General features: G+C 64.4%; 20 protein-coding genes. 5 read left to right on the top strand and 15 right to left on the bottom strand.

Annotated elements, in window-relative coordinates:
* Positions 1-31: 31 nt before the first annotated feature.
* The 5 genes from SPR01S_RS10775 to SPR01S_RS10755 form a co-directional block, all read right to left on the bottom strand.
* On the bottom strand, positions 32-1,651 hold the full coding sequence (locus SPR01S_RS10775) for an alpha-glucosidase (RefSeq protein ID WP_218016740.1): 1,620 nt from the start codon (positions 1,649-1,651) through the stop codon (positions 32-34).
* Positions 1,648-3,483 (bottom strand): alpha-amylase family glycosyl hydrolase, encoded by a 1,836-nt coding sequence (locus tag SPR01S_RS10770; RefSeq protein ID WP_066589254.1) that lies wholly within the window; start codon positions 3,481-3,483, stop codon positions 1,648-1,650. The genes SPR01S_RS10775 and SPR01S_RS10770 overlap by 4 nt, the downstream gene beginning before the upstream one ends.
* Positions 3,480-4,997, bottom strand: a complete 1,518-nt coding sequence (locus tag SPR01S_RS10765) for a tryptophan halogenase family protein (RefSeq protein WP_066589251.1) — start codon at positions 4,995-4,997, stop codon at positions 3,480-3,482. The genes SPR01S_RS10770 and SPR01S_RS10765 overlap by 4 nt, the downstream gene beginning before the upstream one ends.
* 59 nt (positions 4,998-5,056) lie before the next feature.
* Positions 5,057-7,762 carry a TonB-dependent receptor gene (locus SPR01S_RS10760; RefSeq protein WP_169803418.1) on the bottom strand — a complete coding sequence of 902 codons (2,706 nt, stop codon included), beginning with the start codon at positions 7,760-7,762 and terminating at the stop codon, positions 5,057-5,059.
* A gap of 169 nt (positions 7,763-7,931) precedes the next feature.
* Positions 7,932-9,317, bottom strand: a complete 1,386-nt coding sequence (locus SPR01S_RS10755) for an alpha-amylase family glycosyl hydrolase (protein ID WP_066589247.1) — start codon at positions 9,315-9,317, stop codon at positions 7,932-7,934.
* 257 nt (positions 9,318-9,574) lie between these two features.
* On the opposite strand from SPR01S_RS10755, the gene SPR01S_RS10750 reads away from it, so the two are divergent.
* Positions 9,575-10,636 carry a LacI family DNA-binding transcriptional regulator gene (locus SPR01S_RS10750; RefSeq protein ID WP_066589349.1) on the top strand — a complete coding sequence of 354 codons (1,062 nt, stop codon included), beginning with the start codon at positions 9,575-9,577 and terminating at the stop codon, positions 10,634-10,636.
* Positions 10,633-12,129: an MFS transporter gene (locus SPR01S_RS10745; RefSeq protein ID WP_066589241.1), complete on the top strand. Its 1,497-nt coding sequence runs from the start codon at positions 10,633-10,635 to the stop codon at positions 12,127-12,129. Before SPR01S_RS10750 ends, SPR01S_RS10745 begins: the two co-directional genes overlap by 4 nt.
* On the opposite strand, the gene SPR01S_RS10740 is transcribed toward SPR01S_RS10745, so the two are convergent.
* From SPR01S_RS10740 to SPR01S_RS10720, 5 genes are all read right to left on the bottom strand, one after another.
* Positions 12,113-13,492 (bottom strand): sensor histidine kinase, encoded by a 1,380-nt coding sequence (locus SPR01S_RS10740; RefSeq protein WP_066589239.1) that lies wholly within the window; start codon positions 13,490-13,492, stop codon positions 12,113-12,115. The two genes, SPR01S_RS10745 and SPR01S_RS10740, sit on opposite strands and share 17 nt — an antisense overlap.
* On the bottom strand, positions 13,489-14,208 hold the full coding sequence (locus SPR01S_RS10735) for a response regulator (protein ID WP_066589237.1): 720 nt from the start codon (positions 14,206-14,208) through the stop codon (positions 13,489-13,491). The genes SPR01S_RS10740 and SPR01S_RS10735 overlap by 4 nt, the downstream gene beginning before the upstream one ends.
* Positions 14,209-14,333: 125 nt before the next feature.
* Positions 14,334-14,888: an EF-hand domain-containing protein gene (locus SPR01S_RS10730; protein ID WP_084251105.1), complete on the bottom strand. Its 555-nt coding sequence runs from the start codon at positions 14,886-14,888 to the stop codon at positions 14,334-14,336.
* Positions 14,889-15,018: 130 nt separating this feature from the next.
* Complete coding sequence (locus tag SPR01S_RS10725; RefSeq protein ID WP_066589233.1) at positions 15,019-15,795, bottom strand: thioesterase family protein; 777 nt, start codon at positions 15,793-15,795, stop codon at positions 15,019-15,021.
* Positions 15,796-15,816: 21 nt separating this feature from the next.
* The gene (locus SPR01S_RS10720) at positions 15,817-17,349 is read right to left on the bottom strand and encodes a class I adenylate-forming enzyme family protein (protein WP_066589230.1); all 1,533 of its coding nucleotides are present in this window, start codon (positions 17,347-17,349) and stop codon (positions 15,817-15,819) included.
* Positions 17,350-17,440: 91 nt separating this feature from the next.
* On the opposite strand from SPR01S_RS10720, the gene SPR01S_RS10715 reads away from it, so the two are divergent.
* Entirely contained in the window at positions 17,441-18,055 is a 615-nt protein-coding gene (locus SPR01S_RS10715; RefSeq protein WP_066589227.1) for a glutathione S-transferase family protein, read from the top strand.
* On the top strand, positions 18,052-18,849 hold the full coding sequence (locus SPR01S_RS10710; protein WP_084251100.1) for an SDR family NAD(P)-dependent oxidoreductase: 798 nt from the start codon (positions 18,052-18,054) through the stop codon (positions 18,847-18,849). The genes SPR01S_RS10715 and SPR01S_RS10710 overlap by 4 nt, the downstream gene beginning before the upstream one ends.
* Before the next feature lie 39 nt (positions 18,850-18,888).
* On the opposite strand, the gene SPR01S_RS10705 is transcribed toward SPR01S_RS10710, so the two are convergent.
* The 5 genes from SPR01S_RS10705 to SPR01S_RS10685 all read right to left on the bottom strand — a co-directional run bounded on the left by SPR01S_RS10705 (position 18,889) and on the right by SPR01S_RS10685 (position 22,429).
* Positions 18,889-20,115 carry an MFS transporter gene (locus tag SPR01S_RS10705; RefSeq protein ID WP_174531888.1) on the bottom strand — a complete coding sequence of 409 codons (1,227 nt, stop codon included), beginning with the start codon at positions 20,113-20,115 and terminating at the stop codon, positions 18,889-18,891.
* A gap of 129 nt (positions 20,116-20,244) precedes the next feature.
* Positions 20,245-20,703: an SRPBCC domain-containing protein gene (locus SPR01S_RS10700; RefSeq protein WP_066589224.1), complete on the bottom strand. Its 459-nt coding sequence runs from the start codon at positions 20,701-20,703 to the stop codon at positions 20,245-20,247.
* The gene (locus SPR01S_RS10695; protein WP_066589221.1) at positions 20,704-21,033 is read right to left on the bottom strand and encodes an ArsR/SmtB family transcription factor; all 330 of its coding nucleotides are present in this window, start codon (positions 21,031-21,033) and stop codon (positions 20,704-20,706) included. It lies immediately after the preceding gene.
* Positions 21,034-21,305: 272 nt separating this feature from the next.
* Positions 21,306-21,713, bottom strand: coding sequence for a GFA family protein (locus SPR01S_RS10690; RefSeq protein WP_066589218.1), 408 nt, complete (start codon positions 21,711-21,713; stop codon positions 21,306-21,308).
* Positions 21,710-22,429 (bottom strand): DNA alkylation repair protein, encoded by a 720-nt coding sequence (locus tag SPR01S_RS10685; protein ID WP_066589215.1) that lies wholly within the window; start codon positions 22,427-22,429, stop codon positions 21,710-21,712. The genes SPR01S_RS10690 and SPR01S_RS10685 overlap by 4 nt, the downstream gene beginning before the upstream one ends.
* Before the next feature lie 48 nt (positions 22,430-22,477).
* Here SPR01S_RS10685 and SPR01S_RS10680 point away from each other — a divergent pair, with 48 nt between their 5' ends.
* Positions 22,478-23,692, top strand: a complete 1,215-nt coding sequence (locus SPR01S_RS10680; RefSeq protein ID WP_066589212.1) for an acyl-CoA dehydrogenase family protein — start codon at positions 22,478-22,480, stop codon at positions 23,690-23,692.
* The last annotated feature ends 72 nt before the right edge of the window (positions 23,693-23,764 follow it).

Here is a 23,764-nt window from a genome sequence, read left to right as displayed (position 1 = left end):
GCCGACGGCCCCCGCCTGGATTGGGCGAGGCCTATATCCTGCGCGCGATCACCGCCGCATAGGAGCCGAACCGCCAGTCGGTCATTTGGCCGACGATTTCCTCCGCGCGCCAGCGATCGGGTTTGGCAGGGCGCCATTCGGCCGGTTCCGCCGACATGTTGAATACGCACAACATGGTTTCGTCGGGGGTCGACCGCTCGATCGCCAGGATCGTCCTGCTGGCTTCGATCACCCGCGCCTCGCCACGCATCAGCGCGTCGCTCGCGCGGCGGAACGCGAGCAGATGCCGCGTCAGGTTGAGCAAGGAGTCCGGATTCCGGTCCTGGCGATCAACCGCCAGCGCGAGATGGTCTGCGCCGATCGGCAACCAGGGCGCGCCTGAGCTGAAACCGGCATGGTCGTTGGCGTTGCCCCGCCAGGGCATCGGCGTGCGCGCACCGTCGCGTGACAGGGTCAGCGGCCAATTGGCGATGGCTTCGGGATCGCGCAGCGCCTCGAACGGGATATCGACCTGGGTCAGGCCGAGTTCCTCGCCATTGTAGAGGAAGATATTGCCGCGCAGCGAGATCAGCAGCATCAGCTTCATCCGCGCGAAGGCGTCGCGATGCTCGGGCGCGGCCCAGCGCGAGATGGCCCGCGGCGCGTCGTGATTCTCGAACGCCCAGCTCGGCCAGCCGGTGCCGGGCGTATCGGGCCATTGCGCGAGCGCGTCGCGCACGAGCGCGGGCGTGAGCCTGTCGGCGTAGAGGAAATTGAAGCCATAGGCCGAATTGAGCCGATGATCGCCCTGGGTGAAGGCATGCATCTCGGCCTCCGGGCTCGGGCCGCCGACCTCCGCCACCGTGAAGGTCGCGCCATAACGGTCGAGCAAGGCGCGAAGCCGCTCGAGGAAGGCCGGGATTTCCGGCTGGCTTTGATTGTGAACGTGCAGCTGGAAATCGAACGAGCGCGTGCGTGGGCCGGGCGGGGCCGGCGGATTGTCGGTCAACGCCGGGTCGTGCATCGAAAAGTTGATCGCATCGATGCGGAAACCGTCGACGCCGCGGTCGAGCCAGAATTTCGCCACGTCTAGCATTGCGTCCTGCACTGCCGGCAGGTGCATATGCAGCTGCGGCTGTTCGGGCAGGAAGTTGTGCATGTAATATTGCCGGCGCGGTGCGCTCCACGTCCAGGCCGGACCGCCGAACACCGACTGCCAATTGTTGGGCGGCGAGCCGTCCGGTTTGGCATCGGCCCAGACATACCAATCGGCCTTGGAATTGGTGCGATCGGCGCGGCTCTCCAGGAACCAGGGGTGACGATCGCTGCTGTGCGAATAGACCTGGTCGATCAGGACCTTGAGTCCGAGCGCGTGCGCACGCGCGACCAAAGCATCGAAATCGGCGAGCGTCCCGAAAATCGGGTCGACATCGCAATAATCGGCCACGTCATAGCCGAAATCGAGCATCGGCGAGGTGAAGAAGGGCGACAGCCAGATTGCGTCGACGCCCAGGCTCGCGACATGGTCGAGATGCGCGGTGATGCCGGGCAAGTCGCCGATACCGTCGCCATTGGTGTCGGCGAAACTGCGCGGATAGATCTGATAGATCGCCGCCCCACGCCACCATTCGTGCGCGGTCTGGACGGAGGGCAGGCGGGCGACGTCGTTCACTGGGCCTCGCAGATGATGAAGTCGAGAGGAGCGAGGCTGACCTTCAGGCTGCCCGGCGCGGTGGCTTTGGCTTCGCACGCACCATGGAGAGCGGTGAAAGCGGAGGATTTGTCGTCGACCAGCACGTTGGCGGTGAGCGGTGCGGTGGAGGTGTTGAACGCGATCAGCACTTCCTTGCCGGTATAGGGATCGAACCGCGACACGGCGAAAAGACCAGGCTTGTCGCCCCAGGCGCGTGGCACCTGGCGCCCGCGAGTCAGCGCGTGGTGGCTGGTACGGATGCGCGCGAGCTCGGCGATCGTCTTGAAGATCGGGTTATCGGTGCCGAAGCTGGGTGTCGCGGTGGTCTTTGTGGTGCCGAGCAGCCTGGTGTCGTTATAGACCGCGACCTTGCTGCCGAACATGTCCTCGCGCGCCAGCTGGTCGTTGCCCTTGCTGACGAAGCCTTGTTCGTCGCCATAATAGATGGTCGGCACGCCGCGCAGTGTCAGCAGCATGGCATGGCCGAGAATGACGCGCTTCAGCACCTCGTCGTCGCTCGCCTGGGGGAAGCCGGCTTTCACGAACATCGAGAAGCGGCCCATGTCATGGTTGCCGAGAAAGGTCGGCAAGGTTCGCGCCGTCGCCTCGCCATCGGCATAAGCGGGGTCGCCGAAGAACATGTGGAACAACTCGCTAGTCGGCGCGCCGCGAGCGACGGTGTCGGCCACCGCGCGCTCGAACGCGAAGTCGAGCACGGCCGGCAGTTTGTCGACGCGCGTGTGCGCCGCAAGCCGCGCAACGTCGAGGTCGCCGGTGAACACCTCGCCGAAGATGTGGAAGTTCGGAATGCCCCTGGCCTTGGCGCGCGTCAGCATCGCCGGGACGAACGCCTGCCAGAACGCGGGGTCGACATGCTGCGCGGTGTCTATGCGGTATCCGTCGATCCCGAAATCGTCGATCCACTTGCCGAAAATGTCGATCATTCCCGCAATCACGCGCGGATTCTCGGTCATCAGATCGTCGAGGCCGGAGAAGTCGCCGAGCTGCGAATCCTCGGTCGAGAAGGTCGAATCGCCGCGATTATGGTAATAGATCGGGTCGTTGAGCCAGGCCGGGACCTTGGCTTTCTCCTCGCCCTTGGGAAGGTATGGCGTGTAGGCCCAGTCAGGGTCGGTCAGCTTGGCAAAATTCTCGGGCGTCGCGACGCCATAGCCGAGGAAGCCCGGATTGATCGCCGGACCGCTCGCGCCGCCCTTGCGCGTATAGGGATAGTCGGCACGGCTGCGGTAGGCGCACGGCTTGTCCGCTTCGCACTCGCGATACTTGATCACGTCTGCGGTGTGGTTGGCGATGATGTCCATATAGACCTTCATCCCGCGCGCATGCGCGGCGTCGACGAGCGCCTTGAAGTCGGCATTGGTCCCGAAATGCGGATCGACCCGAGTGAAGTCGGTGATCCAATAGCCGTGATAGCCGGCGGACTCGCTGCCCTTGGGGCCCTGGACCGGCTTGTTCTTGAAGATCGGCCCGACCCAGATCGCGGTCGCGCCGAGCGCCTGGATATAGTCGATCCGTTTGAGCAGCCCCTTGAGGTCGCCGCCGTGATAGAAGCCCTTGGCGGTCGGATCGAAGCCGGTGACGAGTCGGTCACCCTTCAGGCCGCCCGTATCGTTCTTCGGGTCGCCGTTCTCGAACCGGTCGGGAAGGACGAAATAGATCACTTCGTCCTCGGGCAGGCGATCGCGGTAGCTGGCGGCAGGCGCCGGTGCGGGGGCAGAGCCGGGCGACGCCAGCACCGGTTGCGCGAACGCGGTCGCGAGCAAGGCGGCAAGCAGCGAGCGGCGGATCATGCGTGTTTCTCCAGAGCGTCGCCCGTCATCGACATGACGAAGTCGCGATGGCTCGGCAGCGTCTCCGCCTTGACGCGATAAGACCGGGCGAGCGTGTCGAGGAATGGACCGACGTCCTGTCCGGGCACGTTGTCGGCCAGCGGCGACCAGCTATGCGGCATGATGCCCTGGCCGATCATCACTTGACCCCAGCTATCGTCGAGGAACAGCTCGTCCTCCTCGCGAACGAAGGCCCCCGCCTCGCGGAACAAGGCGATCTTCTCGCTTAGGGTGGCGGGCAACTCGATCGCCCGGCAATGATCCCAGAACGGCTCGCCGATGCGGTCGTTGGCGACATAATGCAGGACGATGAAGTCGCGGATGCGCTGCCATTCGACGACCGACAGGCGGTTGAAGGTTTCGCGCGCGCTGGCGACGTTCGAGAGGTCGCCCGACAGCAAGGTGAGCAACCGACCCAGGCCCGACTGGACGAGGTGGATACTGGTCGATTCGAGTGGCTCCATGAATCCCGCGGCGAGACCCAGAGCGATGCAATTATGCGACCAGAAATCCTGTCGGTGTCCGCTGGTGAAGCGGATCGGGCGCGGGTCCGCGAGCGGCTTGCCTTCGACATTGGCGAGCAGCAGGTCGCTCGCTTGCTCGACCGACATGAATTCGGAACAGAAGACATGGCCGTTGCCGGTGCGATGCTGCAGCGGGATACGCCATTGCCAGCCGGCCGGGCGCGCCATCGACTGAGTATAGGGGCGCAACTCGGGACGGGTCTCGCTCGGCACCGCCAGCGCAGTGTCGCAAGGTAGAAAACGGCGCCAGTCGACGAACGGTACGCCGAGCGCATCGCCGAGCAACAGGCTGCGGAATCCGGTGCAGTCGATGAAGAGCGTGCCCGCCACCTCGCGGTCGTGATCCAGCCGCAACGCGCGGAGATCACCCGTTTCGCCATCGCGCTCGATTCGTTCGATCAGGCCTTCGACCCGCCGCACGCCACGTTCTTCGGCATAGTCGCGAAGCATTGCCGCAAATAACGCAGCGTCGAAATGATAGGCATAAGCCAGTTCGGTCGGCTTGCCGTCGCGACCGTCTGTTGTGGCGAAACGACCCAGGCGCGTGGCGGCGACGTTATAGCTGTAATCGCCGTAATCGCCCGCGACGCCGAGGTGCCGGCCGCGCAGCCAGAGTTGGCGAAACGGGATCAGGCCGACGCCGCGTCCGACCTGGCCGAAGCTGTGGATGTAGCGATGCCCTGGACGGAGCCAATCGCTGAACTCGATCCCCAGCTTGAATGTAGCATTGGTGCGCCGCAGGAACTCGGCCTGGTCGAGCCCAAGCCCGATGATCAGGTTGTGGATCTGCGGGATCGTCGCCTCGCCGACGCCGACCGTGCCGATCGCGTCGGATTCCACGAGGGTGATGGTCGCGCGGTTACCGAGGAAGCGGGCGAGGATGGCGGCAGCCGTCCATCCTGCCGTCCCGCCGCCGGCGATGACGATGTCGAGCGACGTGGAATCAGTCATGTCAGGCCTTCACCATCGAATGAGCCTCGCCGGCCGCAACCGGCGAGACTGTTCGTGTATCAGAACTTGTAAGTGAAGCCTCCGACGACCCGGCGGCCATAGGTCTGGTATTTGAGCCAAGCGCCGGGGAATGCCGCACCATTCACGTCCGCAACCGTCGCCGACCGCGTGTTGGTCAGGTTCTGGCCCTGAACGTACAGCGAAAGGCCGTGCAACGCCGATTGCGCCGGGAAGTCGTAGCCGACCTGCGCGTCATAGACGGTTTCCGCCAGCACTTGCTGACGATCGAGACCGCCACTGAACAACGAGAAGTCGCCGAGGAAGCCGGAGCGATAGCGCATGCTGCCGCGCAGGCTGAACCCGTCGGCCTCATAATAGACCGTCAAGTTCCCGACATATTTCGAATAGCCCGGGATGACCGTGACCCGGCCCGCAAAGTCCTTAACCTTGGTTTCGGTATAGCCGAAACCGCCGGTCAGACCGAAGCCGGAAAGTGCTTTGGTGAACAGATCGAAGGGCAGCGTGCCGGCGGCTTCGATGCCGTAAATGTGCCCGCCATGCGTGTTCACCGGTCCGCTGAACTGGCCGATCGGCGAAGACGGTACGTTGCCGGCGGGTTTCGGGAAGCCAGAGTAATCGAAGTTCAGGTCGAAGGCGCTGGGATCGATGTAATTGTTGATGTGCTTATAGAAGGTCTGGAGCGCGATATAGCCCTTCGAACCGAAGTACTTCTCGAAATTGAGATCGAAGGCGGTTGCCTTGTACGGCCGCAACAGCGGGTTGCCGCCGCTGCCGACGTAGATCGGCGGCGTCCGCGAGTTGTCGATGCCGAAGTTCACGATATTGGTTAGCTGGTCCATGCGAGGGCGCATGATCTGCTGCGACGCGGCAAACCGGATCACGAAATCGTCCGAAAAGCGGAAGTTGAGGTTCATACTGGGCAGAACGATCCAATACGAATCCCTGACGGTCGGCTTGGTCGCGCCCTTGGACGTGAGCGCGGTGCGAATGCCCTGCACGCCGATATTGCCGGTCAGCCTGACCGATCCGAGATCGGCGTTCAGGTTGGCCATCGCGTAGGGCGTCCAGACCTCTTCGGTGACGTCATAAGCCTGCGACGCTCCGAACGGGTTGGCAATGAAGTCCAGCACGCCCTTCGCGACCAGGACACGAGGATCGTAGGCCAGGATCGGCCCCAAACCTCTGTCGAGCTGCACCGGGTCGAGGAGGAGGCTCGACGGGATCGTCGCAGTCGTCGCGCCGCCCGGCGGAGAAAGGAAGGCTTCGTCCTGCGTCAACACCTTGGTGCGATAGGTATAGTCGACACCGACCTTGATCGACTTGACGAAGGCGCCGATGTCATGCTCGATCTCGCCGCGCAGCTCGACCAGGTCGTCCTTGCTCTTGCGAATCTTGTCGTAACCCGCCTGGATCGGCGTGCCCGACCAGCCTTCGACGTCCGTCAGCACCAGCGCGGAGCTGGCGCCATTATAGTCGCTGGTGAAAACCGGCCCCTTGTCGGTCAGCTTGTAGCTGAGCGTTGCCGTTGGATTGGGCAAAGCACGGCCGAGCCCGGCGGTGGTTTCCAGACGGTCATCCTTGCGGTCGGTGCGCGACCAACTTGCGTCGAAAAGGGCGCGCGTCGACCCGCCATTGTCCCACTTCAGGTTGCCGGCGAGCGAGTACGTGCTGGCCACGCGATCGTTCGCATAATTTTCGATGACGGGCGTTCCCTTCACCGTCGCCGACGTCACCAGCCCACGCGAATCCGCAACGTAGCTCAGAATCTGGTCGTGCCCGCAACCGCCGCCGCAGTTGAGCGGCATCTCGAAACCACGTTGATCGATGCGGTCGACGAAACGGGAATAGAAGCCGTCGACCGTGAGCATCAGGTCGTCGCTTGCCTTCACCTGGATCGTGCCATTGGCGCCGAAACGCTTGAGCTTGTCGGACTCCGACCAGGTCTTGATCCCGTTCATGCCATATTGGTTCGGCCCATAGGCCCCATATCCCCAAGCGTTCCAATCGCGGGTCTGATACGGCTCATCGGTGTACGCCGCCGACAGGGCGATTCCGATGCGGTCATTGGCGAACTTGTCGACATAGGTGCCATAGACGCGATAGCCTAGGTCGCTCGTCCCCGGCTGGAGCTTCTGGTCGACATAGGTGCCGCGCCCGCCGATCGCGAGGACGCGCTTGCTGACGTCGAGCGGACGGATGGTGCGTAGGTTGATGCTGCCGACCAGGCCGCCAGCGGTGAGATCGGCTTCCGACGACTTGTAGACGTCGACGCCCGCCAGGACTTCCGACGGATATTGGTCGAATTCGACGGCGCGGCTGTCATTGGTCGTGGTCTGCTGACGACCGTTGAGCGTGGTGGTCGAAAAGTCCGGCCCGAAACCGCGGATCGAGATGATGTTCGCGCGACCGGCGCTGCGCTGCGCAGAGATGCCGGGCAGGCGCGCGATCGATTCGCCGATGCCGTTGTCGGGAAGCTTGCCGATATCTTCCGACGAGACTGATTCCACGATCTGCTCGGAATTCTTCTTTTTGGCGGTCGCGCTGGCCAAGGCTGCGCGGAAGCCGCTGACGATGATGTCTTGCGGCGCGTTGGCATTGGCCTGATCGTCGGCCTGCGGCGCCGCCGCGGCAGTCGTATCCTGGGCCAGCGCCGGCGAAGCGATCACCGTCAACGCGCCGGCAAGCGCGATGCCGCTTGCGCACAGGGCAAGCTGGGTACGACGGTTCGAACGGAAAGCAGTCATCAATTCCTCCCCTTGCGGCCGCGCCATGTTTGGCTTGCGGCATCGACGCGGCCCACATGGCCCGTGCAGTGACATTGCGATTATGTTGCAGCGGGGATGGGGCCAAGTTGGCCACATACGTATTCAGGATTATGCATAAGCAGGTGTTGCCCGGCTGCATCGCCGTCCATCAGCGCGGAGCACCAGACAGGATACGGTAGCTCCAGGGGGCCAGCCGGACACTGGTTGATCGCGTAACCGTTACCGTGCTGCCATCGGCGAAATCGGAATAGGTGCCATTGCTCGGGCCATCGGTGAAGCTGACCGTCTGCGTCTCGCCGGACAGGTTGAACAATGCGAACACCTTGTCGCCATTCTTCTCGCGGACGAACGACAGTACTTTCGACGGAGCGCTATTGACCACCGGCGTCATCGCAGCGCCCCAGGGTGCGTTCCACAAAGCCGGATGCGCCTTGCGAAAAGCGATCAGCCGCTTGAACAGGTCGGCATTGGGATGGTCACGCCACTCGATCGGGTCGCGCTCGAAGAATTTGAGCCGCTTTGGATTGCCTGCTTCCTGGCCATTGTAGATTAGCGGGATGCCCTCGCCGACGAACGACAAGGCGATCGCGTCGGGCAGCGCTTTGCCGAAGCGTTCGAATTCGGTCCCGTCCCAGGCGTTCTGGTCGTGGTTCTCGGTATAGACCATGCGCATCGCCTCGGCGGGCCAGGCGCTCTCGGTTTCCGAATAATAGCCGAACAAGGCGCCGACATCGGCCTTGCCGGCAGCAATGTCGGCCATCGCGTTGTTCCATTTCCAGGCATAGCTCGCGTCGAACGCCTTGCGGTGGACGTCGCGCTGGTCGAACTCGGCGAGCATGAAGACCGGCTTGATCCGGTCGAGGCGGCTCCGCGCCGTCTCCCAGAAATCGAGCGGAACATAGCCGGCGACGTCGCAGCGGAACCCGTCCACGCCGGCGGTCTGCACCCAATAGGCCATCGCATCGGTCATATAGCGCCGCAGGCCGGGCTTCGAATAATCGAGGTCGATTATGTCGGACCAGTCCCACCAGGGCGTCGGGCGGTTGGCGCCTTTCCAATCGTGCTCGTACCAATCGGGATGCGCGGCGTGGATCGGATTGTCCCAGGCGGTGTGGTTGGCGACCCAGTCGAGAATGACGTGCATGCCCAGGCGATGTGCCGCGGCGACGAACGATTTGAGATCGGCGAGCGTCCCGAATTCGGGGTTTACGCCATAATAGTCGCGCACCGAATAGGGGCTGCCGGGAGTCCCTTTACGATGCTCGACGCCGATCGGGTGGACCGGCATCAGCCAGAGGATGTCGACGCCCAACGCCTTGAGGCGCGGCAGTTGTTTTTCCGCGGCGCGGAATGTGCCTTCGGGCGTGAACTGACGGGTGTTGATCTGATAGAGCACCGCGTCCTTCGACCAGGCCGGATGCTTCAGCGTGACATAGGGCTGGGGTGTATAAGGATCGGAGGCCTTGGCCACCGCGGTCGTCGCTTGCGACAGCGTGAGTCCGGCCAGCAGTGCAAGCGCGATCGTCTTCAGCATCCCGTCCTCCTTTTTGAATAACCTTCTCCCGTGAGCGGGGAGGGTCTTGAGCGTCACTTTGCCACGCGCTTCGGGCAGTTGCGGCTGAATACGTATGTGATGGCGTTCCGGCCCTCGCTCCACTCGCCTAGGCTGCAATGATCGCTCCACGACAGAGGGCGGCAGGGGAGGACGATTTGGCGGACACTCATTACGCGCGCGGGCCCTATCGCGCCGCCGCGCTGCCCGCTACACTCGCGCCCAACCGGCCGCAGGCGATGGCCGGCAGCGGGAGAAGCCGTCGGGCGATGCTAACCGACAAACCGACGTCCTTCGATATAGCGCAACGCGCGGGCGTATCCCAACCGACCGTGTCGCGTGCGCTGCGCGGCGACCCGACCGTCAGCGAAGCGACGCGCAAGCGGATCGAGGCGATCGCGGCGCAACTCAATTACAAGGTCGACAAGAACGCTTCCTCGCTGCGCAGCCGCCATACCAACACCCTGGCGCTGTTGTTCTTCGAAGATCCGACGCCCGACGATTCGCTGATCAATCCGTTCTTCCTGTCGATGCTGGGATCGATCGCGCGAACCTGCGCCTTGCGCGGCTACGACTTGCTCACCTCGTTCCAGCAGCTCTCGTCGAACTGGCACGTCGATTATGAGGACAGCCATAAGGCCGACGGCATCATCCTGCTCGGCTATGGCGATTACGAAACCTATCGCGCGCGGCTCGAGCAACTCGAGGCGCAGGGCACGCATTTCGTGCGCTGGGGATCGGTCCAGGCCGGTCAGCCGGGGACGACGATCGGCTGCGACAATGTGCGTGGCGGGCGCGACGCGGGTGCGCATTTGATGGGGCTGGGGTGCCGCCGGATCGCTTTCCTGGGGCAAGTGTCGAGCCATTCGCCTGAACTGGCCGATCGGTATCGTGGCGCGTGTTCGGCGATGCTGGAGGCGGGCATCGATCCCGATCCGGCGCTTCAGGTTGACGCCATCACTACCGAGGCGTCGGGCTACGACGCGGCGATCGAATTGTTGCGGCGCGGTGTGGCGTTCGACGCGGTCTTCGCCGGCAGCGACCTGATCGCGATCGGCGCGATGCGCGCGCTGGAGGAAGCAGGGCTCGACGTGCCCGGCGATGTGTCGATCGTCGGCTTCGACGATATTCCCGCGGCCAGCCTGTCGCATCCGCCGCTGACCACGATCGCGCAGGATTATGCCAAGGCCGGGGCGGCCTTGGTCGACACGCTGTTGCGCCAGATCCGCGCGCAACCCGTCGAAGCGGCGATGCTGCCGCCACGATTGGTCGTTCGGCGCTCGACGGCGCCGCGGGCATGAGCGGACTTCCGGCGGAGAAACCGCGTCAGAGCTGGCGCGGGCTGTGGAACATTTCGTTCGGCTTCTTCGGCATCCAGATCGCGTTCGGGCTGCAGAACGCCAATCTCAGCCGCATCTTTCAGACCTTGGGCAGCGACGTCGGAAGTCTCGCACTGTTAGCGATCGCCGCGCCGGTTACTGGCCTGGTCGTGCAGCCGCTGATCGGCCATTTCAGCGACCGCACCTGGGGGCGGTTCGGACGCCGCCGCCCATATTTCCTGACGGGCGCCGTGCTCGCCGCGCTGGCATTGCTCGGCATGCCCAATGCCTCGAATTTGCTCGCGGCGGCGTTGCTGCTGTGGGTGCTCGACGCTTCAATCAACGTCTCGATGGAGCCGTTTCGCGCCTTCGTCGGCGATATGGTCGCGCCATCCCAGCGCACGGCCGGCTATGCGTTTCAAACGGGCTTTATCGGCGCGGGCGCGGTGATCGGCAGCCTCGCGCCGTTCGCGATGGCGAAGCTGGGGATCAGCAACGTCGCGCCGCCGGGCGAGATCCCGCAGTCGGTCCATTACGCCTTCTATCTGGGCGCGGCGTTGATTTTTGCGGCGGTGCTGTGGACGGTACTGACGACGCGCGAATATTCGCCGGAACAGATGCGCTCGTTCGGCGATACCGATGCCGGCGGAGCGCAAGAAACGCCGATCGCGCCGCGGGGCAGTTGGTGGTGGCTGCTGGCGGGTGCGGCGGTCCTCGCCGGCGTCTGGTGGTTTGGGCTAGAGCGCGATCTCTACGTGCTCGGGGGCGCCCTCGCGGCCTTTGGTATCCTTGGTCTGATCGCGGCCGCGATGGTGCGCGGCGGTGGCGACAATGCGCTGGTCCAGATCATGAGCGACCTGTCGCGCATGCCGGACCAGATGAAGCGGCTGGCGCTGGTCCAGTTCTTTTCCTGGCTCGCGCTGTTCATCATGTGGATCTACACCACGCCGGTAGTGGCACAGTATGTGTTCCATTCGACCGACACCGCGGCGAAGGCATATAACGATGGCGCCGATTGGGTCGGGGTGTTGTTCTCGGTCTATAACGGCGTCGCGGCGCTTGCCGCATTCGCGCTGCCGGTGCTGGCGAAACGGATCGGCGCGCAAAAGACTCACATTGTGTGTCTGATGATCGGCGCCGTCAGCTTCACCTCGCTGCTGGTCATTCGCGACCAGACGATGCTGCTCCTGCCGATGGTCGGGATCGGCTTCACCTGGGCATCGATCCTGACGATGCCCTATGTCATCCTGGCCGGCGTGCTGCCCCAGCATAAGCTCGGCATCTATATGGGGATCTTCAATTTCTTCATCGTTGTGCCGCAATTGTTGGTAGCTACAGTGATGGGCGCGATCATCCGCACCTTCTTCCCAACCCAGCCGGTCTGGACGATGGCATGTGGAGCGATCGTGCTGGTGCTTGCTGCCGCTGCGATGCTGCGCGTCAAGGATAGTGCAGTCGCTAGCGCGGCAGCGTAATCGTTGCCGCCAACCCGCCTTCGGGTCGGTTTTCCAGCCGCACATCGCCGCGCGCCTCGCGCACGATCGCCCGTGCCAGCGCAAGGCCAAGCCCGATGCCGCCGGTTTCCTTGTTGCGCGATCCCTCAATCCGCGTGAAAGCCTCGAACACCTCGGCGATGCGATCAGGCGGGATGCCCGGGCCGTTGTCGCACACCACGATCTCTACCGCCCTGGCGTCGGACCGCAGGAAGACGTCGGCGCCGCCACCATATTTGACAGCGTTCTCAATCAGATTGCGGATTGCGCGGCGCATCAGCGACGGTCTCAAATGCATCGTCAGCCGTTCGGCCTCGGCGAAATCCACCGGCATGCCGAGGTCGCGGAAATCCTCGACCACCGCATCGACCAAAGCCGCCAGATCGACCTCGATCGCCTGCTCGCTCGGCCGCCCCAGCCGCGCCAGCGACAATATGTCGTCGAGCATGCGGTTCATCTCGTCGATCGTGTCCGCCATGCGCGCGCGGTCGTCGTCATCCTCGACCGATTCGACGCGGACGCGTAACGCCGCCAGCGGCGTGCGCAGATCGTGCCCGATCGCGCCCAGCATGCGGTCCTTTTCCTCGAGCATCGCCGTCACCCGCGTGCGCAGGTCGTTGAACGCGGTAATCAGCGTGCGGACGTCGTGCGGTCCGCTCTCGGTGATCGGGCCATCGGCTTCGCCGGGATGGAAACGCTGCGCTGCTTTGGCCAGCGATCTCAGCGGCTGGGCGATGCGGCGTGTCGCCAGCAACACCGGCAACAGGACGATGGCGTAGAGCACCAATGTCTGGCCGATCAGTCGCGACAGGAACGGCCATTCCGAATCCTGCCAAGGGACCGATGCCGCCCACCATCCTACCTTGGGCTGCTCGACGGCGATCAACAGCTCGTGCTGTACGAAGCGATAGCGTTGCGCACGGACGCGCGACATTTTGCCGAGACGTGGGTCATCGGATTGCAGCCGGCGGATTCCCGTCACTACCTGGCCGACAGGAACGCCGGCCTCATTGAGGCGGGCGCGCAGTGCTTCCTCGATATCCGGCCGCCGGCGTAGCCCGCCCTCGATCGGGTTGGACGGCCAGGGGCGCGAGCGGAACCGGTCCCATGGTGTCTCGTCGCCGACCGGGGGGGCGGCCGCGATGTCGAGCGGCCGGTCACGCCGATTGCGTGGGCCCTGCGACGCGTCGACGATCCGCGCCGCCACGGGGCCGACGGTCTGCTCGAGCCGGAATGCCTGGCGATCGCGCAGGCTCAGCCCGAAATTGACGGCCTGTGCGACGAACAGGGCGATGGCGACCAATACCGCCATCTGACCGGGCAGGTTGCGCGGCCACACTCTCATAATCGCGTGACTTCCGCGGCGAGTGTGTAGCCGCCGCCCCATACCGTCTTGATGACCGTCGGGTTCTTGGGATCGGGCTCGATCTTGCGCCGCAGCCGGCTGACCTGGTTGTCGATCGCGCGATCGAACGCCATCGCCTCGCGACCTTGGGTCAGATCAAGCAACTGGTCGCGGGTGAGGACCTGGCGCGGGCGCAGCACCAGCGCCAGCAACAGATTATACTCGCCGGTCGATAACGGCACCGACACGCCCTCGCGATCGACGAGCGCGCGTTCGCCCGTTTTCAATACCCAGCCGGCAAAGGCATAGGATCCGCTTTCGGGGGCATGCTGACGCGCACCGTTACCGGCGGCGCGGCGCAGGATGACGCGGGCGCGGGTCGCCAGTTCGCGGGGGGAGAAGGGTTTGACGACATAATCGTCGGCACCCATTTCGAGCCCGACGATGCGGTCGGTCTCCTCGCTCTTGGCGGTCAACAGGATGACGGGAACGTCGCCGGTCGCCCGGATGTGGCGGCACAGGCTCAATCCGTCCTCGCCCGGCATCATGATGTCGAGAATGATCAGGTCGATCGCATAGGCCGCCATCCGCGTGCGCGCGCTCTCGGCATCGCCCGCCTGGGTGACGCGGAAGCCCTGCTTGGTCAGATATTGCGCCAGCGGCTCACGAATCGAGCGCTCGTCATCGACCAGAAGAATGTGGGGAATGCCGCCCATCGGCACTTCGCTAAGCATCAATCGTCCCCCTGAAAAGCCCTGACGGCCAGTTGGCCCGATGAGGAAAGGTGGAGGGCCGGGCGGGTGAGGAGGGGCACCCGCCCGGCAGCCTGGGCATATGGGGATTACTGCCCGGGCTTGTCCGTCGGTGCGGATGGCGACGGTGGGGGCATGTCGCCGCCGCCGCGCATGCCGCGCATCTGTCCCATCGCGTCGCGCGCCGCCTGACGCTCGGCCGCATCGACCTTTCCGTCCTTGTTGGTATCCATCCGGTCGAAGCGCTGCGCGGCTAGCGCCCTAAATTCCTCGCGGTCGATCACCCCGTCGCCGTTGGTGTCCAGCCGGGCGAACATCCGTCCACCAAAGCCGCGGCCGCCGGGTCCGGCTGGCGGCGGCGGAGATGCTCCGTCGGCGGGCTGCGGGGGAGGTGGGGCTGCGTCGGCGCCACCCATTCGCCGGTGCGACGGCATTTCGTCCGGCGTCAGCTTGCCGTCCTTGTTGGTATCCAGGCGATCGAACCGCGCGTCGGCCTGCGCCATGGCTTCGTCGCGCGACAGCACGCCGTCGCCATTGGCATCGCCTCTGGCAGCTGGCGCGGTCTGCGCCGCGGTCGGCCCGACCAGCGCTACCGTCATGAAGCTTGCGCTCGCGAGCGCCGCGGCAAGAAACACTCGATTCATCCCGTTGTCCTCGATCGGGCGAAGGGTCATTCCCTGCCGTCTGGGGACTTGTCGTTCCTCTGTGTCGCTCGCGCATGTCAGTCCACGGCGAAATTGTCGCAAATTGTCGCGCTACAATGGAAATACCGCGTCAGGCGAAGATCGCGACGCTTTGCATCTGTTCGGCGATGGGCTCGCCATCGGCGTTCCAGATCATCATTTCCTGGCTCGAGCTTCCGGCCTTGGCGTAATCGGCATTGGTCCGGAGCAGCCACCATCCTTCGGTGGTTCGCGGCTGCGCGCCGAGCAGGTTGAGCTGCCAGGTCATCGAACTGCACGGTGCCGGCCCGCCGATCAGCTTGAGCGCGGCGGGCGGCAGGCAATCGGCGACCGCGATCAACTCGACCATCGGATCCAATCCATCGCGCTCGTTCAGCCGCACCCAGCGCAGCCATTCGGCCGGACCGACCGTCGCATCACGCCGGTCGAGCAGTTCGAAATTCTGCGCGAAGGAAACCGCCGAATTGCCTTTGAAGGTTGTGTCGCCAGGCCCCGGCCGCGGAAAGTCGGGGGCGGTGCCGACCTGATGGTCAAGCTTCGAGTCCACCGCGCTCATGAACACGAACGTCGCGCGCAATCCGAGCCCCGCCTCGCTTTCGACATCGGCCTGAATGAAGGCAGCGTTGCGGCCACGCCGCAGCCGGCTCGCGCGGATCACGATCTCGCCGGACAACGGGCCGATGAACGCGACCAGCGCGGATCGCAGCGGCGGCAGGTCGGTGTCGGACTGCTGCGCCGCATGGAGCGCGAGCGCCGCCGACAGGCCGCCATAGCTCGTGCGTCCCTGCAACCAGCTGTCGGGAATGCTGCCCCGCCAACCGCCCTCGATCGGTTCGAGCGCGTCGATGATTTGGTTCAAGCCCGGCATGAATTCCCCTTGTTCTGGTGATTATGCCGGCTGCACGGCGAGGCGGTCGCGCAATTCGCGCTTGAGCACCTTACCGATCGCGCTCCGCGGCAGTTCGTCGATCGGATGGAGCGCCGACAGGCGCTGCGTCTTGCCGAGCTGGTTGTTGGTCCACGCCATGATCTCGTCGGCCGAAGCATCGACACCACTGTTCGGGACGTAGAATCCGACCGGCGTTTCGCCCCATTTTTCCGACGGCACGCCAATCACGGTGCACTCCTGAACTGCGGGATGCTGTTTCAGCACCGCCTCGATATCGACCGGATAGATGTTGAACCCGCCCGAGATGATCAGGTCCTTCTTGCGGTCCATCAGGATCAGGAAACCGTCCTCGTCGAACCGGCCGATATCGCCATGGCGGATGAAGCGATTGCCGTCCTTGTCGTACCATTCGGCTTCGGCAGTTGCCTGTTTGCGGCCGTGATAACCGGTCATCATCGCCGGCGAGCGGCCGACAACCTCGCCCGTTTCGCCCTGCGCGACTTCGTTTCCGTCATCGTCGATCAGCCGCATGTCGTGGCCGGGCAGCGGTTGTCCGACCGTGTGAAGCTTGTCGGGGAAAGCGGTGCAGTCGAGCCCGGTCGAGGCGCCGCCCTCGGTCATGCCGTAGAATTCGACCAACCGCCCGGGCCAGCGTGCCAGGATGTCGGCCTTGAGCGTCGGCGAGAATGGCGCACTGGTCGAGGTCTTGAGCCTGAACGCCGACAGGTCGAACCGGTCGAAATCGGGCACCGCCATGATCCGCTGATATTGGACCGGCACCAGCATCGCGTGCGTCACGCGGTGCTTCTCGGCGAGTTCGAGGAACGCGCGTGCGTCGAACTTCTTCATCAGCACCACGGTGCCGCCCCAGCCGAGCGTGGGAAGGAAACTGACCAACGTCGTATTCGAGTAAAGCGGAGTCGAGTTCATCGTCACCGCGTCACCATATCCGCCCGCTGAATTGCGCCCGATATGCGACCAGCGCATGGCATGCGACTGGACGATGCCCTTGGGCGTGCCTGTGGTCCCTGATGAATAGATGATATTGAAGCCGTCGGCCGGCGCGATCGTAACCGGGCGGGGTTTGCTGCCCGGCGGCGCCAGCCAGGCTTCGAATTCCGGGGTGTCGAGGCGAATCTGTTTCGCGGCGATCCGCTGTTCCGCGATAGCCGCCTGGTTGTCGCCGTCCAGGAAGACGAGCGGTGCGCCGCAATCGGCGATCATCGCGGCAAGCGCCTCCGGGGTCGAGGACGGCGCGAGCGGTGCGGCGACGCAGCCGGCGCGCAACGCGCCGAGGAACACGGCCGCATAGGCGATCGACGAGGCCGAGATGATCGCCACCGATTGTCCCTGTTCGACGCCATCGCGCTGCAGCGCCGCCGCGACGCGATCCATCATCGCGTCGAGCTCGGCATAGTCATAGCTGGCTTGCGCGTCGGCCACGGCGGTCTTGCCGCCGCGCTCCTTGGCATGTTCGCGAATAATGTCGGGCAGGGTAGCGAAGTCACTGGTGAGCAAGGCTTCGGCGCTCATGATCTCTCCTCAAACTTGCCGCGAACCGCTAGGCGAAGCCGACACGAAATGCCATACGCGATATTCGAAAAATAGAATCAGGGGGAAGCCGATGCTGTTCTACGATGCGGTCAATCCCGCGCCCAACCCACGGCGTGTGCGAATCTACCTCGCCGAAAAAGGGCTGACCGTTCCGAGCGAAAAGGTTTCGATTCCCAAGGGCGAGCATAAGGGAGAGGCATATCGCGCGGTCAATCCGCTCGGTCAGGTGCCGTGCCTGAAGCTGGATGACGGCACCGTCATCACCGAGAGCGTGTCGATCTGCCGCTATTTCGAGGCGCTCAACCCTGACCCGCCCTTGTTCGGTGTCGGCGCGCAAGGACAAGCCGAAGTCGATATGTGGACGCGCCGGGTCGAACTTCGCCTGATGACCCCGATCGCGATGGTGTGGGTGCACACGCATCCGCTCACGGCGCGCGTCGTCCCCAAGCAATATACCGAGTTCGGCGAGAGCAACCGCCCGCGGATCGACACGGTGATGCGCGAATTCGACACCGCGCTGGCCGAGCGCCAGTTCCTTGACGGAAAAGGATATTCGATGGCCGATATCGTGCTGCAGACGACGATCGATTTCGCCAAGTTCATCGGCGTCGACATGCCCGAGGGCGCGAGTGCGCTCAGCGCCTGGTACGACCGCGTCGCGGCGCGCCCGAGTGCAGCGGCATGAGCGCCGGGATGGACGGCCGCGTCGCGATCGTCACCGGAGGCGGGACGGGGATCGGGGCGGCAACCGTCAAAATGCTAGCCGCTCAAGGCGTACATTGCGTGGTCAATTACGCGTCGAGCCGGGATGATGCCGAAGCGGTCGCGGCGGAAGCCGGCAATGGCGCGATCGCGGTCCAGGCCGATATCGTCGAGGATGTCGCTTGCCGCGGGCTGGCCGAGGCCGCGATCGACGCGTTCGGGCGGATCGATTTCCTGGTCAACAATGCCGGGCGGACCAAATTCGCCAATCACGAGGATTTCGATGCGCTCGATGCCGAGGACTTCGTCGACATCTACCGGCTCAACACCGTCGCCGCGTTCCAGATGGTGCGCGCCTGTGCGCCCGCGATGCGCGAACAGGACGCGTCGGCGGTCGTCAATGTCGCCAGTGTCGCGGGCGTGTTCGGGATGGGGTCGTCAGTCGCCTATGCCGCGTCGAAAGGCGCGTTGATCACCATGACCAAGAGCCTGGCACGCGTGCTGGCGCCCCGGATTCGCGTCAACGCGGTCGCGCCCGGTTATGTCGGCACCGGCTGGTTCGAAAAGCGGCTGGGCGCGGAAGGGTTCGAGCGGCTCAACCAGAACATCGCAAGCCGCGTGCCGATGGGCTTTGCCGCCGGTCCCGACGATATCGCCGGCCCGATCGTGCAATTGCTCGATCCCATAGCCCGCGCGATCACCGGCGAGGTGACGTTGCTCGATGCCGGCGGCCATCTCGACGTCGCGCTGACGCGGCGGCCAGGGAAGGAAGGCTAATCCGTCACCCCAGCTTTCGCTGGGGTAACGGAATGAGGCTCAGCCCTCGGCAACCGCAACCGGTGACGCCGGCACGCGATCGAGTACTTTCCACAGGATGATACCGAGCGCGATCGTCACCAGCACTGCGGCGACCAGGAAATTCGCGCCGGTGAATCCATGATGATCGCCCGTAGCCAAGGCCTGCGTCAGGACGAGCGGCCCCAGGATCGACGACACGCTGCCCATGCTGCCGATCCCGCCCTGCAATTGCCCCTGGCGCGTGGCATCGACCATGCGCGACAGCAGGCCGTTAAAGGCAGGGAAGACGAAGCCTTGAAACGCGCTGATCGCCATCAGGACATAAGCCTGCCAGCCGGCGGTGGCGAAGGCGAACAGGTAAAAGGCGGTGCCGGCGGAGCACATGCCCACGACCATCGCCTTGCGCTCGCCGATCCGTCTGATCACCGGGCCGGTCAGCCCCGCCTGGACACAGGCCATGATAAAGCCGACGAACGCCAGGCTCCAACCGATCGCGCGCGCGTCCCAGCCGAACCGCATCGTCGCCCAGAACGACCAGGTTGCGGGATAGACCATGTGCGCGAGCTGCCAGATGAACCAGGCGAGCAGCAAAGGCGCGGCATTGCCGGCATGGAAGAGCGGGCGGAAAGCGCCGACGATATGCGCGTCGCGCAGGTGGAAAGGACGGCGATTCTCGGGCTTCAGCGTCTCCGGCATGAACAGGAACATCGTCGCCGCGTTGAGCAGCGCCAGCGCGGCCGCGGCGACGAATGGCGCGCGCGGACCGAAGCTCGACAGCAGGCCGCCAAGCGCCGGACCGAGGATGAAGCCGATGCCGAACGCCGCGCCGATCAGTCCGAAGGTCGCGCCGCGCTTCTCGGGCGGCGTGACGTCGGCGATCACAGATCCGGCGGGGCCATAGACCGCACCCGCCGCGCCGGCGATTGCACGGCCCAGGAACAGCCAGCCGAGCGTCGGCGCCCAGGCCATCAGCGCATAATCCATCCCGAAGCACAGCATCGAGGTCAGCAATATCGGCCGTCGCCCGAAGCGGTCGGACAGATTGCCCAGCACCGGCCCTGCGAAGAACTGCATCACAGAGAAAACGACGAGCATATAGCCGGCAACCCGCGTGGCCTGCTCAAGGTCGATATGGCCGAGCTGCGTGATCAGCTTGGGGAAGACGGGCATGACGATGCCGAACCCGATCGTGTCGATCAGCACCGCGGTGAGCGCGATCGGCACGGCACGATTGTCGAAGCGCATTATTTCTCCCCGGCGACCGATTCTTGGCCGGCATCCGATTGCGGTGCCTGCTGCTCCAGGTCCATACCCGTTTTGTTCCGATATCGCAAAGCGCCGCTCCAAGAGAACAAGGAGCGGCGCTTGGGGACTTCAGGCGAGGTGGGCGACGAGATTGTCGAGGGTCTTGCTGGTGCCGTTGGCGACGCCTAGCCTGATATAGTCGTCGAGATGCTCGTCCGAGCGGCAGACGATCTCTACCGTCATGCGAGTGCCGCCGTCATGATCGGCAAGCCTCACGCGACCGATTGCATCCATGGCCTCGAACTCGAGCATATGCGGCGGCTCGATTCGCCGATAGGTGCCGGTGAACGCCATATGCGCATGGCTGGGCGAGACGAACACGAACTCGCCGCCGACGCGCAGATCGATCTCGCAGCGCGACAGCGGCTCGCCGCCGGCATCCCACCAGAGGCGCAGACTCTCGGGCGTGGTCCAGGCGGTGAACACGGCTCCGGGCGACGCGTCGAAATCGCGGACGAGGCGGATGGCGTGGGCGACGCGGTCGATCGTGAAACCGGGGGCGTCGGCGGCGATAGCGGGGGCAGGCATTCAAGTCTCCTTCTTGATGGTGGCGAGGTGGCGGTCGAGATTGTCGAAGCGGCGGTCCCATTGGTCGCGGAACCGCTCGATCCAGTCGGCAGCGTCCTTCATCGCCTCGGCGCGCAATCGCCGCGGGCGGCGCTGCGCGTCGCGGCCACCCTCGATCAGCCCGGCATATTCGAGCACCTTCAGATGTTTCGAGATGGTTGGCTGGCTGAGCGCGAAAGGCTGCATGAGTTCGGACACGGTGGCCTCGCCCAGCGCCAGCCGGGCAAGGATCGCGCGACGGGTGGGATCGCTGAGCGCGGCAAAGGTCGCGTCGAGAAGAGGTGATTCCATAGCCATATGGCTATATAGATGGATGGCTATGAAATAGTCAAGCCTTCGCCTTGTACCGTCTATGCGGGTTTCGAATTAGGTGCAGGCCTCGCAACCCTCCCATCGTCATCCCGGCCTTGTGCCGGGATCCGCCGTGCTGCTTGGCCATGGTTAAGAGACTCAGAGGTCATCACGCGCGGCACGGCGGATCCCGGGACAAGCCCGGGATGACGAGTGGGAAGTCGGTAGCCCTTAGAAGGCGACGAACCGCGCGCTGCCGCCCGGGATTTCCCTCAGTCCGGCATCGTCTCGAACACCGTCAGCCCTTCCGGCATGACCACCCAGTCGGGCTTGTCGCGGACGAAGATCGCAAGCGTCGGCTTGAAGTGCGCCGGATCGTCGAGCGAACCGGCGTAGATGGTATGGCTGTCGTGCACGCCGTGGATGCCGCCGAACACCAGTCCGCCGCATTCGGGGCACGAATTACGCGTGGCGCTGCCGCCGCGCATCGCGGGCGAATGAAATTGATGCGTGCGGCCGGTGATCGTCAGTGCGCTGGCGGCAAAACCCATGAAGGGGATGAACCCCGATCCCGATGCCTTGCGGCAGTCGCCGCAATAGCAGAAGCCCATGCCGTCCGGCACCCCGCGCGCTTCGTAGCGCAATTGCCCGCACAGGCATCCACCGGTGATCGTCGTCATCCGCCTCTCCGCTTGCCCTTGTTCTTGAGCGCTTCGCGTTTGCTCAGGCCGCTCAATCGATCCTCGTTCACCGCGACATAACGCGCGATTTCGTCGGGATCTGTCCAGGCATATTGGCGCAGCGCCCAGCCGATCGCCTTGCGAAGAAAGAATTCTGTCGATCCGATCGACGGCTCGATACAGGCATAAAGCAGTTCGAGGTCCGTCTCGCTTTTGGCGAGCAACTGGCAGAGGATCGCACTCCTCCGCTTCCAGATGTCCGCGTCGATCGACCAAGCCAGCATCGTTTCGCGCATCGCGGCGCGGTCGTTTTGCAGTACCGCCCATAGCCGGTGTCCGGCGATCTCGTCGACATAGTCCCACCATGCGCCGGTGACGATCATCTCCTCGTACATCGGCAGCGCGTCGATTCGCTGAAACCGCCGTGCCGCCTTCACCGCGCTGAGCTCGATTGCCGCATACCGCTCCTCGCGATGGGTTGCGCCGCGCCACAAGGCGAGCACATCGGCTTGCCACGCCGCGCTGTCGGGCCAATCGAGTCCGGCGAAGACCCGCTTCAGCGCGGCGCGCCGCGGCACGGTCGGAACGCCGAGATAGGGCATCGCCGATTTCATGTATGCCTGCATCGCCGGCGCGCGTGCCGGTTCCGCTACGGCCTGCAGTGCTTCGCGGACCTGTATCGTCAGGGGCTTTCCCGCCGGCTTGGAATGTGTCATCTCCGGACCATACCCGATATTCAGATTCGGTGAAGAGGAGAGGTTTGAATGGCATCCGCCGCCGAACTCGATCGTCCGTCCGACGCACTCGAGAATTTCCGTTCCGAAGTCCGCGACTGGCTCGCCGCCAATTTCCCCGCGTCGCTAAAGGGCAAGGGCAATGCTCTCGCCAGCGTCGAGGGTCCGACCCAGGAAACGCCGGAGATGACGGCGTGGCGCGAGGCGATGGGTGAGAAGGGCTGGGGCGTGCCGACCTGGCCAAAGGAATATGGCGGCGGCGGCCTCAGCCGCGCAGAGGCCAGGGTGCTGGCGGACGAGATGGCGCGTGTCGACGCGTGGAATCCGATCGGCGGCATGGGCGTGATGATGTTCGGTCCGACGTTGCTCGAATATGGCAATGAAGCACAGAAGCGCGAGCATATCCCGGCGATCGCCAAGGGCGAAGTCCGCTGGTGCCAGGGCTATTCCGAACCCAATGCCGGCTCGGACCTCGCCAATCTCCAGACCTTCGCCGAGGACAAGGGCGATCATTATCTCGTCAACGGCCAGAAGACCTGGACCTCGGGCGGACAATGGGCGGACAAATGCTTCTGCCTCGTCCGCACCGACAAGACCGAAAAGCACAAGGGGATCAGCTTCCTGCTGATCGACATGACCTCACCCGGCGTCGAGGTGAAGCCGATCAAGATGATCAGCGGCATGTCTCCTTTCTGCGAGACCTTCTTCACCAACGTGAAGGTGCCCAAGGAGAATCTGGTCGGCGAGGAAGGGCAGGGCTGGACGATCGGCAAGCGCCTGCTCCAGCACGAACGTACCAATCTGTCGGGCGGCGGCTCGCGATTGCAGCCGAGCGGGCCGGGGCTGCCCGACATGGCCAAGAAATATGTCGGCACCGATGCCGAGGGGCGGATCGCCGACGCCGATCTTCGCACCCGGATCGCCAAATTCGAGATGGACTGGCGCGCCTTCCTGCTGACGGCGATGCGCATCCAGGCAGAATCGAAGGCGAAGGGCGGCGTGTCCGAAGTGTCGTCGATCCTCAAGACGATCGGCACCAAGCTCGGCCAGGAACGTGCCGAACTGACGATCGAGATCGAGGGGCTGCAGGGCCTGGGCTGGGAAGGCGAGGGTTTCACCCAGGAAGAACTGCATGCCGTGCGCGCCTGGCTCTTCGGCAAGGCGACGACGATCTATGGCGGGTCGACCGAGATCCAGAACAACGTGATCGCCAAGCGCATCCTCGGGATGCTGGATCATCAATGAGCAACCGCCCTCTCCCCGCCGGGGAGAGGGCAGACGAGCCCGGCGGAGCCGGGCGAAGTCGGGAGAGGGGCA

It is taken from the genome of Sphingomonas pruni NBRC 15498, assembly GCF_001598455.1.
Lineage (GTDB): Bacteria > Pseudomonadota > Alphaproteobacteria > Sphingomonadales > Sphingomonadaceae > Sphingomonas > Sphingomonas pruni.
This window is presented reverse-complemented; position numbering and strand designations above follow the sequence as displayed.

Excerpts from the sequence above, each read along its gene's own strand:
- SPR01S_RS10710 (WP_084251100.1), top strand. The coding sequence starts at position 18,052 with ATGAGCGCCGGGATGGACGGCCGCGTCGCGATCGTCACCGGAGGCGGG.
- SPR01S_RS10715 (WP_066589227.1), top strand. The coding sequence starts at position 17,441 with ATGCTGTTCTACGATGCGGTCAATCCCGCGCCCAACCCACGGCGTGTG.
- SPR01S_RS10725 (WP_066589233.1), bottom strand. The coding sequence starts at position 15,795 with ATGCCGGGCTTGAACCAAATCATCGACGCGCTCGAACCGATCGAGGGC.
- SPR01S_RS10700 (WP_066589224.1), bottom strand. The coding sequence starts at position 20,703 with ATGCCTGCCCCCGCTATCGCCGCCGACGCCCCCGGTTTCACGATCGAC.
- SPR01S_RS10735 (WP_066589237.1), bottom strand. The coding sequence starts at position 14,208 with ATGGGCGGCATTCCCCACATTCTTCTGGTCGATGACGAGCGCTCGATT.
- SPR01S_RS10770 (WP_066589254.1), bottom strand. The coding sequence starts at position 3,483 with ATGATCCGCCGCTCGCTGCTTGCCGCCTTGCTCGCGACCGCGTTCGCG.
- SPR01S_RS10750 (WP_066589349.1), top strand. The coding sequence starts at position 9,575 with ATGGCCGGCAGCGGGAGAAGCCGTCGGGCGATGCTAACCGACAAACCG.
- SPR01S_RS10745 (WP_066589241.1), top strand. The coding sequence starts at position 10,633 with ATGAGCGGACTTCCGGCGGAGAAACCGCGTCAGAGCTGGCGCGGGCTG.
- SPR01S_RS10705 (WP_174531888.1), bottom strand. The coding sequence starts at position 20,115 with ATGCGCTTCGACAATCGTGCCGTGCCGATCGCGCTCACCGCGGTGCTG.
- SPR01S_RS10740 (WP_066589239.1), bottom strand. The coding sequence starts at position 13,492 with ATGAGAGTGTGGCCGCGCAACCTGCCCGGTCAGATGGCGGTATTGGTC.
- SPR01S_RS10720 (WP_066589230.1), bottom strand. The coding sequence starts at position 17,349 with ATGAGCGCCGAAGCCTTGCTCACCAGTGACTTCGCTACCCTGCCCGAC.
- SPR01S_RS10755 (WP_066589247.1), bottom strand. The coding sequence starts at position 9,317 with ATGCTGAAGACGATCGCGCTTGCACTGCTGGCCGGACTCACGCTGTCG.
- SPR01S_RS10680 (WP_066589212.1), top strand. The coding sequence starts at position 22,478 with ATGGCATCCGCCGCCGAACTCGATCGTCCGTCCGACGCACTCGAGAAT.
- SPR01S_RS10765 (WP_066589251.1), bottom strand. The coding sequence starts at position 4,997 with ATGACTGATTCCACGTCGCTCGACATCGTCATCGCCGGCGGCGGGACG.
- SPR01S_RS10695 (WP_066589221.1), bottom strand. The coding sequence starts at position 21,033 with ATGGAATCACCTCTTCTCGACGCGACCTTTGCCGCGCTCAGCGATCCC.
- SPR01S_RS10690 (WP_066589218.1), bottom strand. The coding sequence starts at position 21,713 with ATGACGACGATCACCGGTGGATGCCTGTGCGGGCAATTGCGCTACGAA.
- SPR01S_RS10730 (WP_084251105.1), bottom strand. The coding sequence starts at position 14,888 with ATGAATCGAGTGTTTCTTGCCGCGGCGCTCGCGAGCGCAAGCTTCATG.
- SPR01S_RS10760 (WP_169803418.1), bottom strand. The coding sequence starts at position 7,762 with ATGACTGCTTTCCGTTCGAACCGTCGTACCCAGCTTGCCCTGTGCGCA.
- SPR01S_RS10685 (WP_066589215.1), bottom strand. The coding sequence starts at position 22,429 with ATGACACATTCCAAGCCGGCGGGAAAGCCCCTGACGATACAGGTCCGC.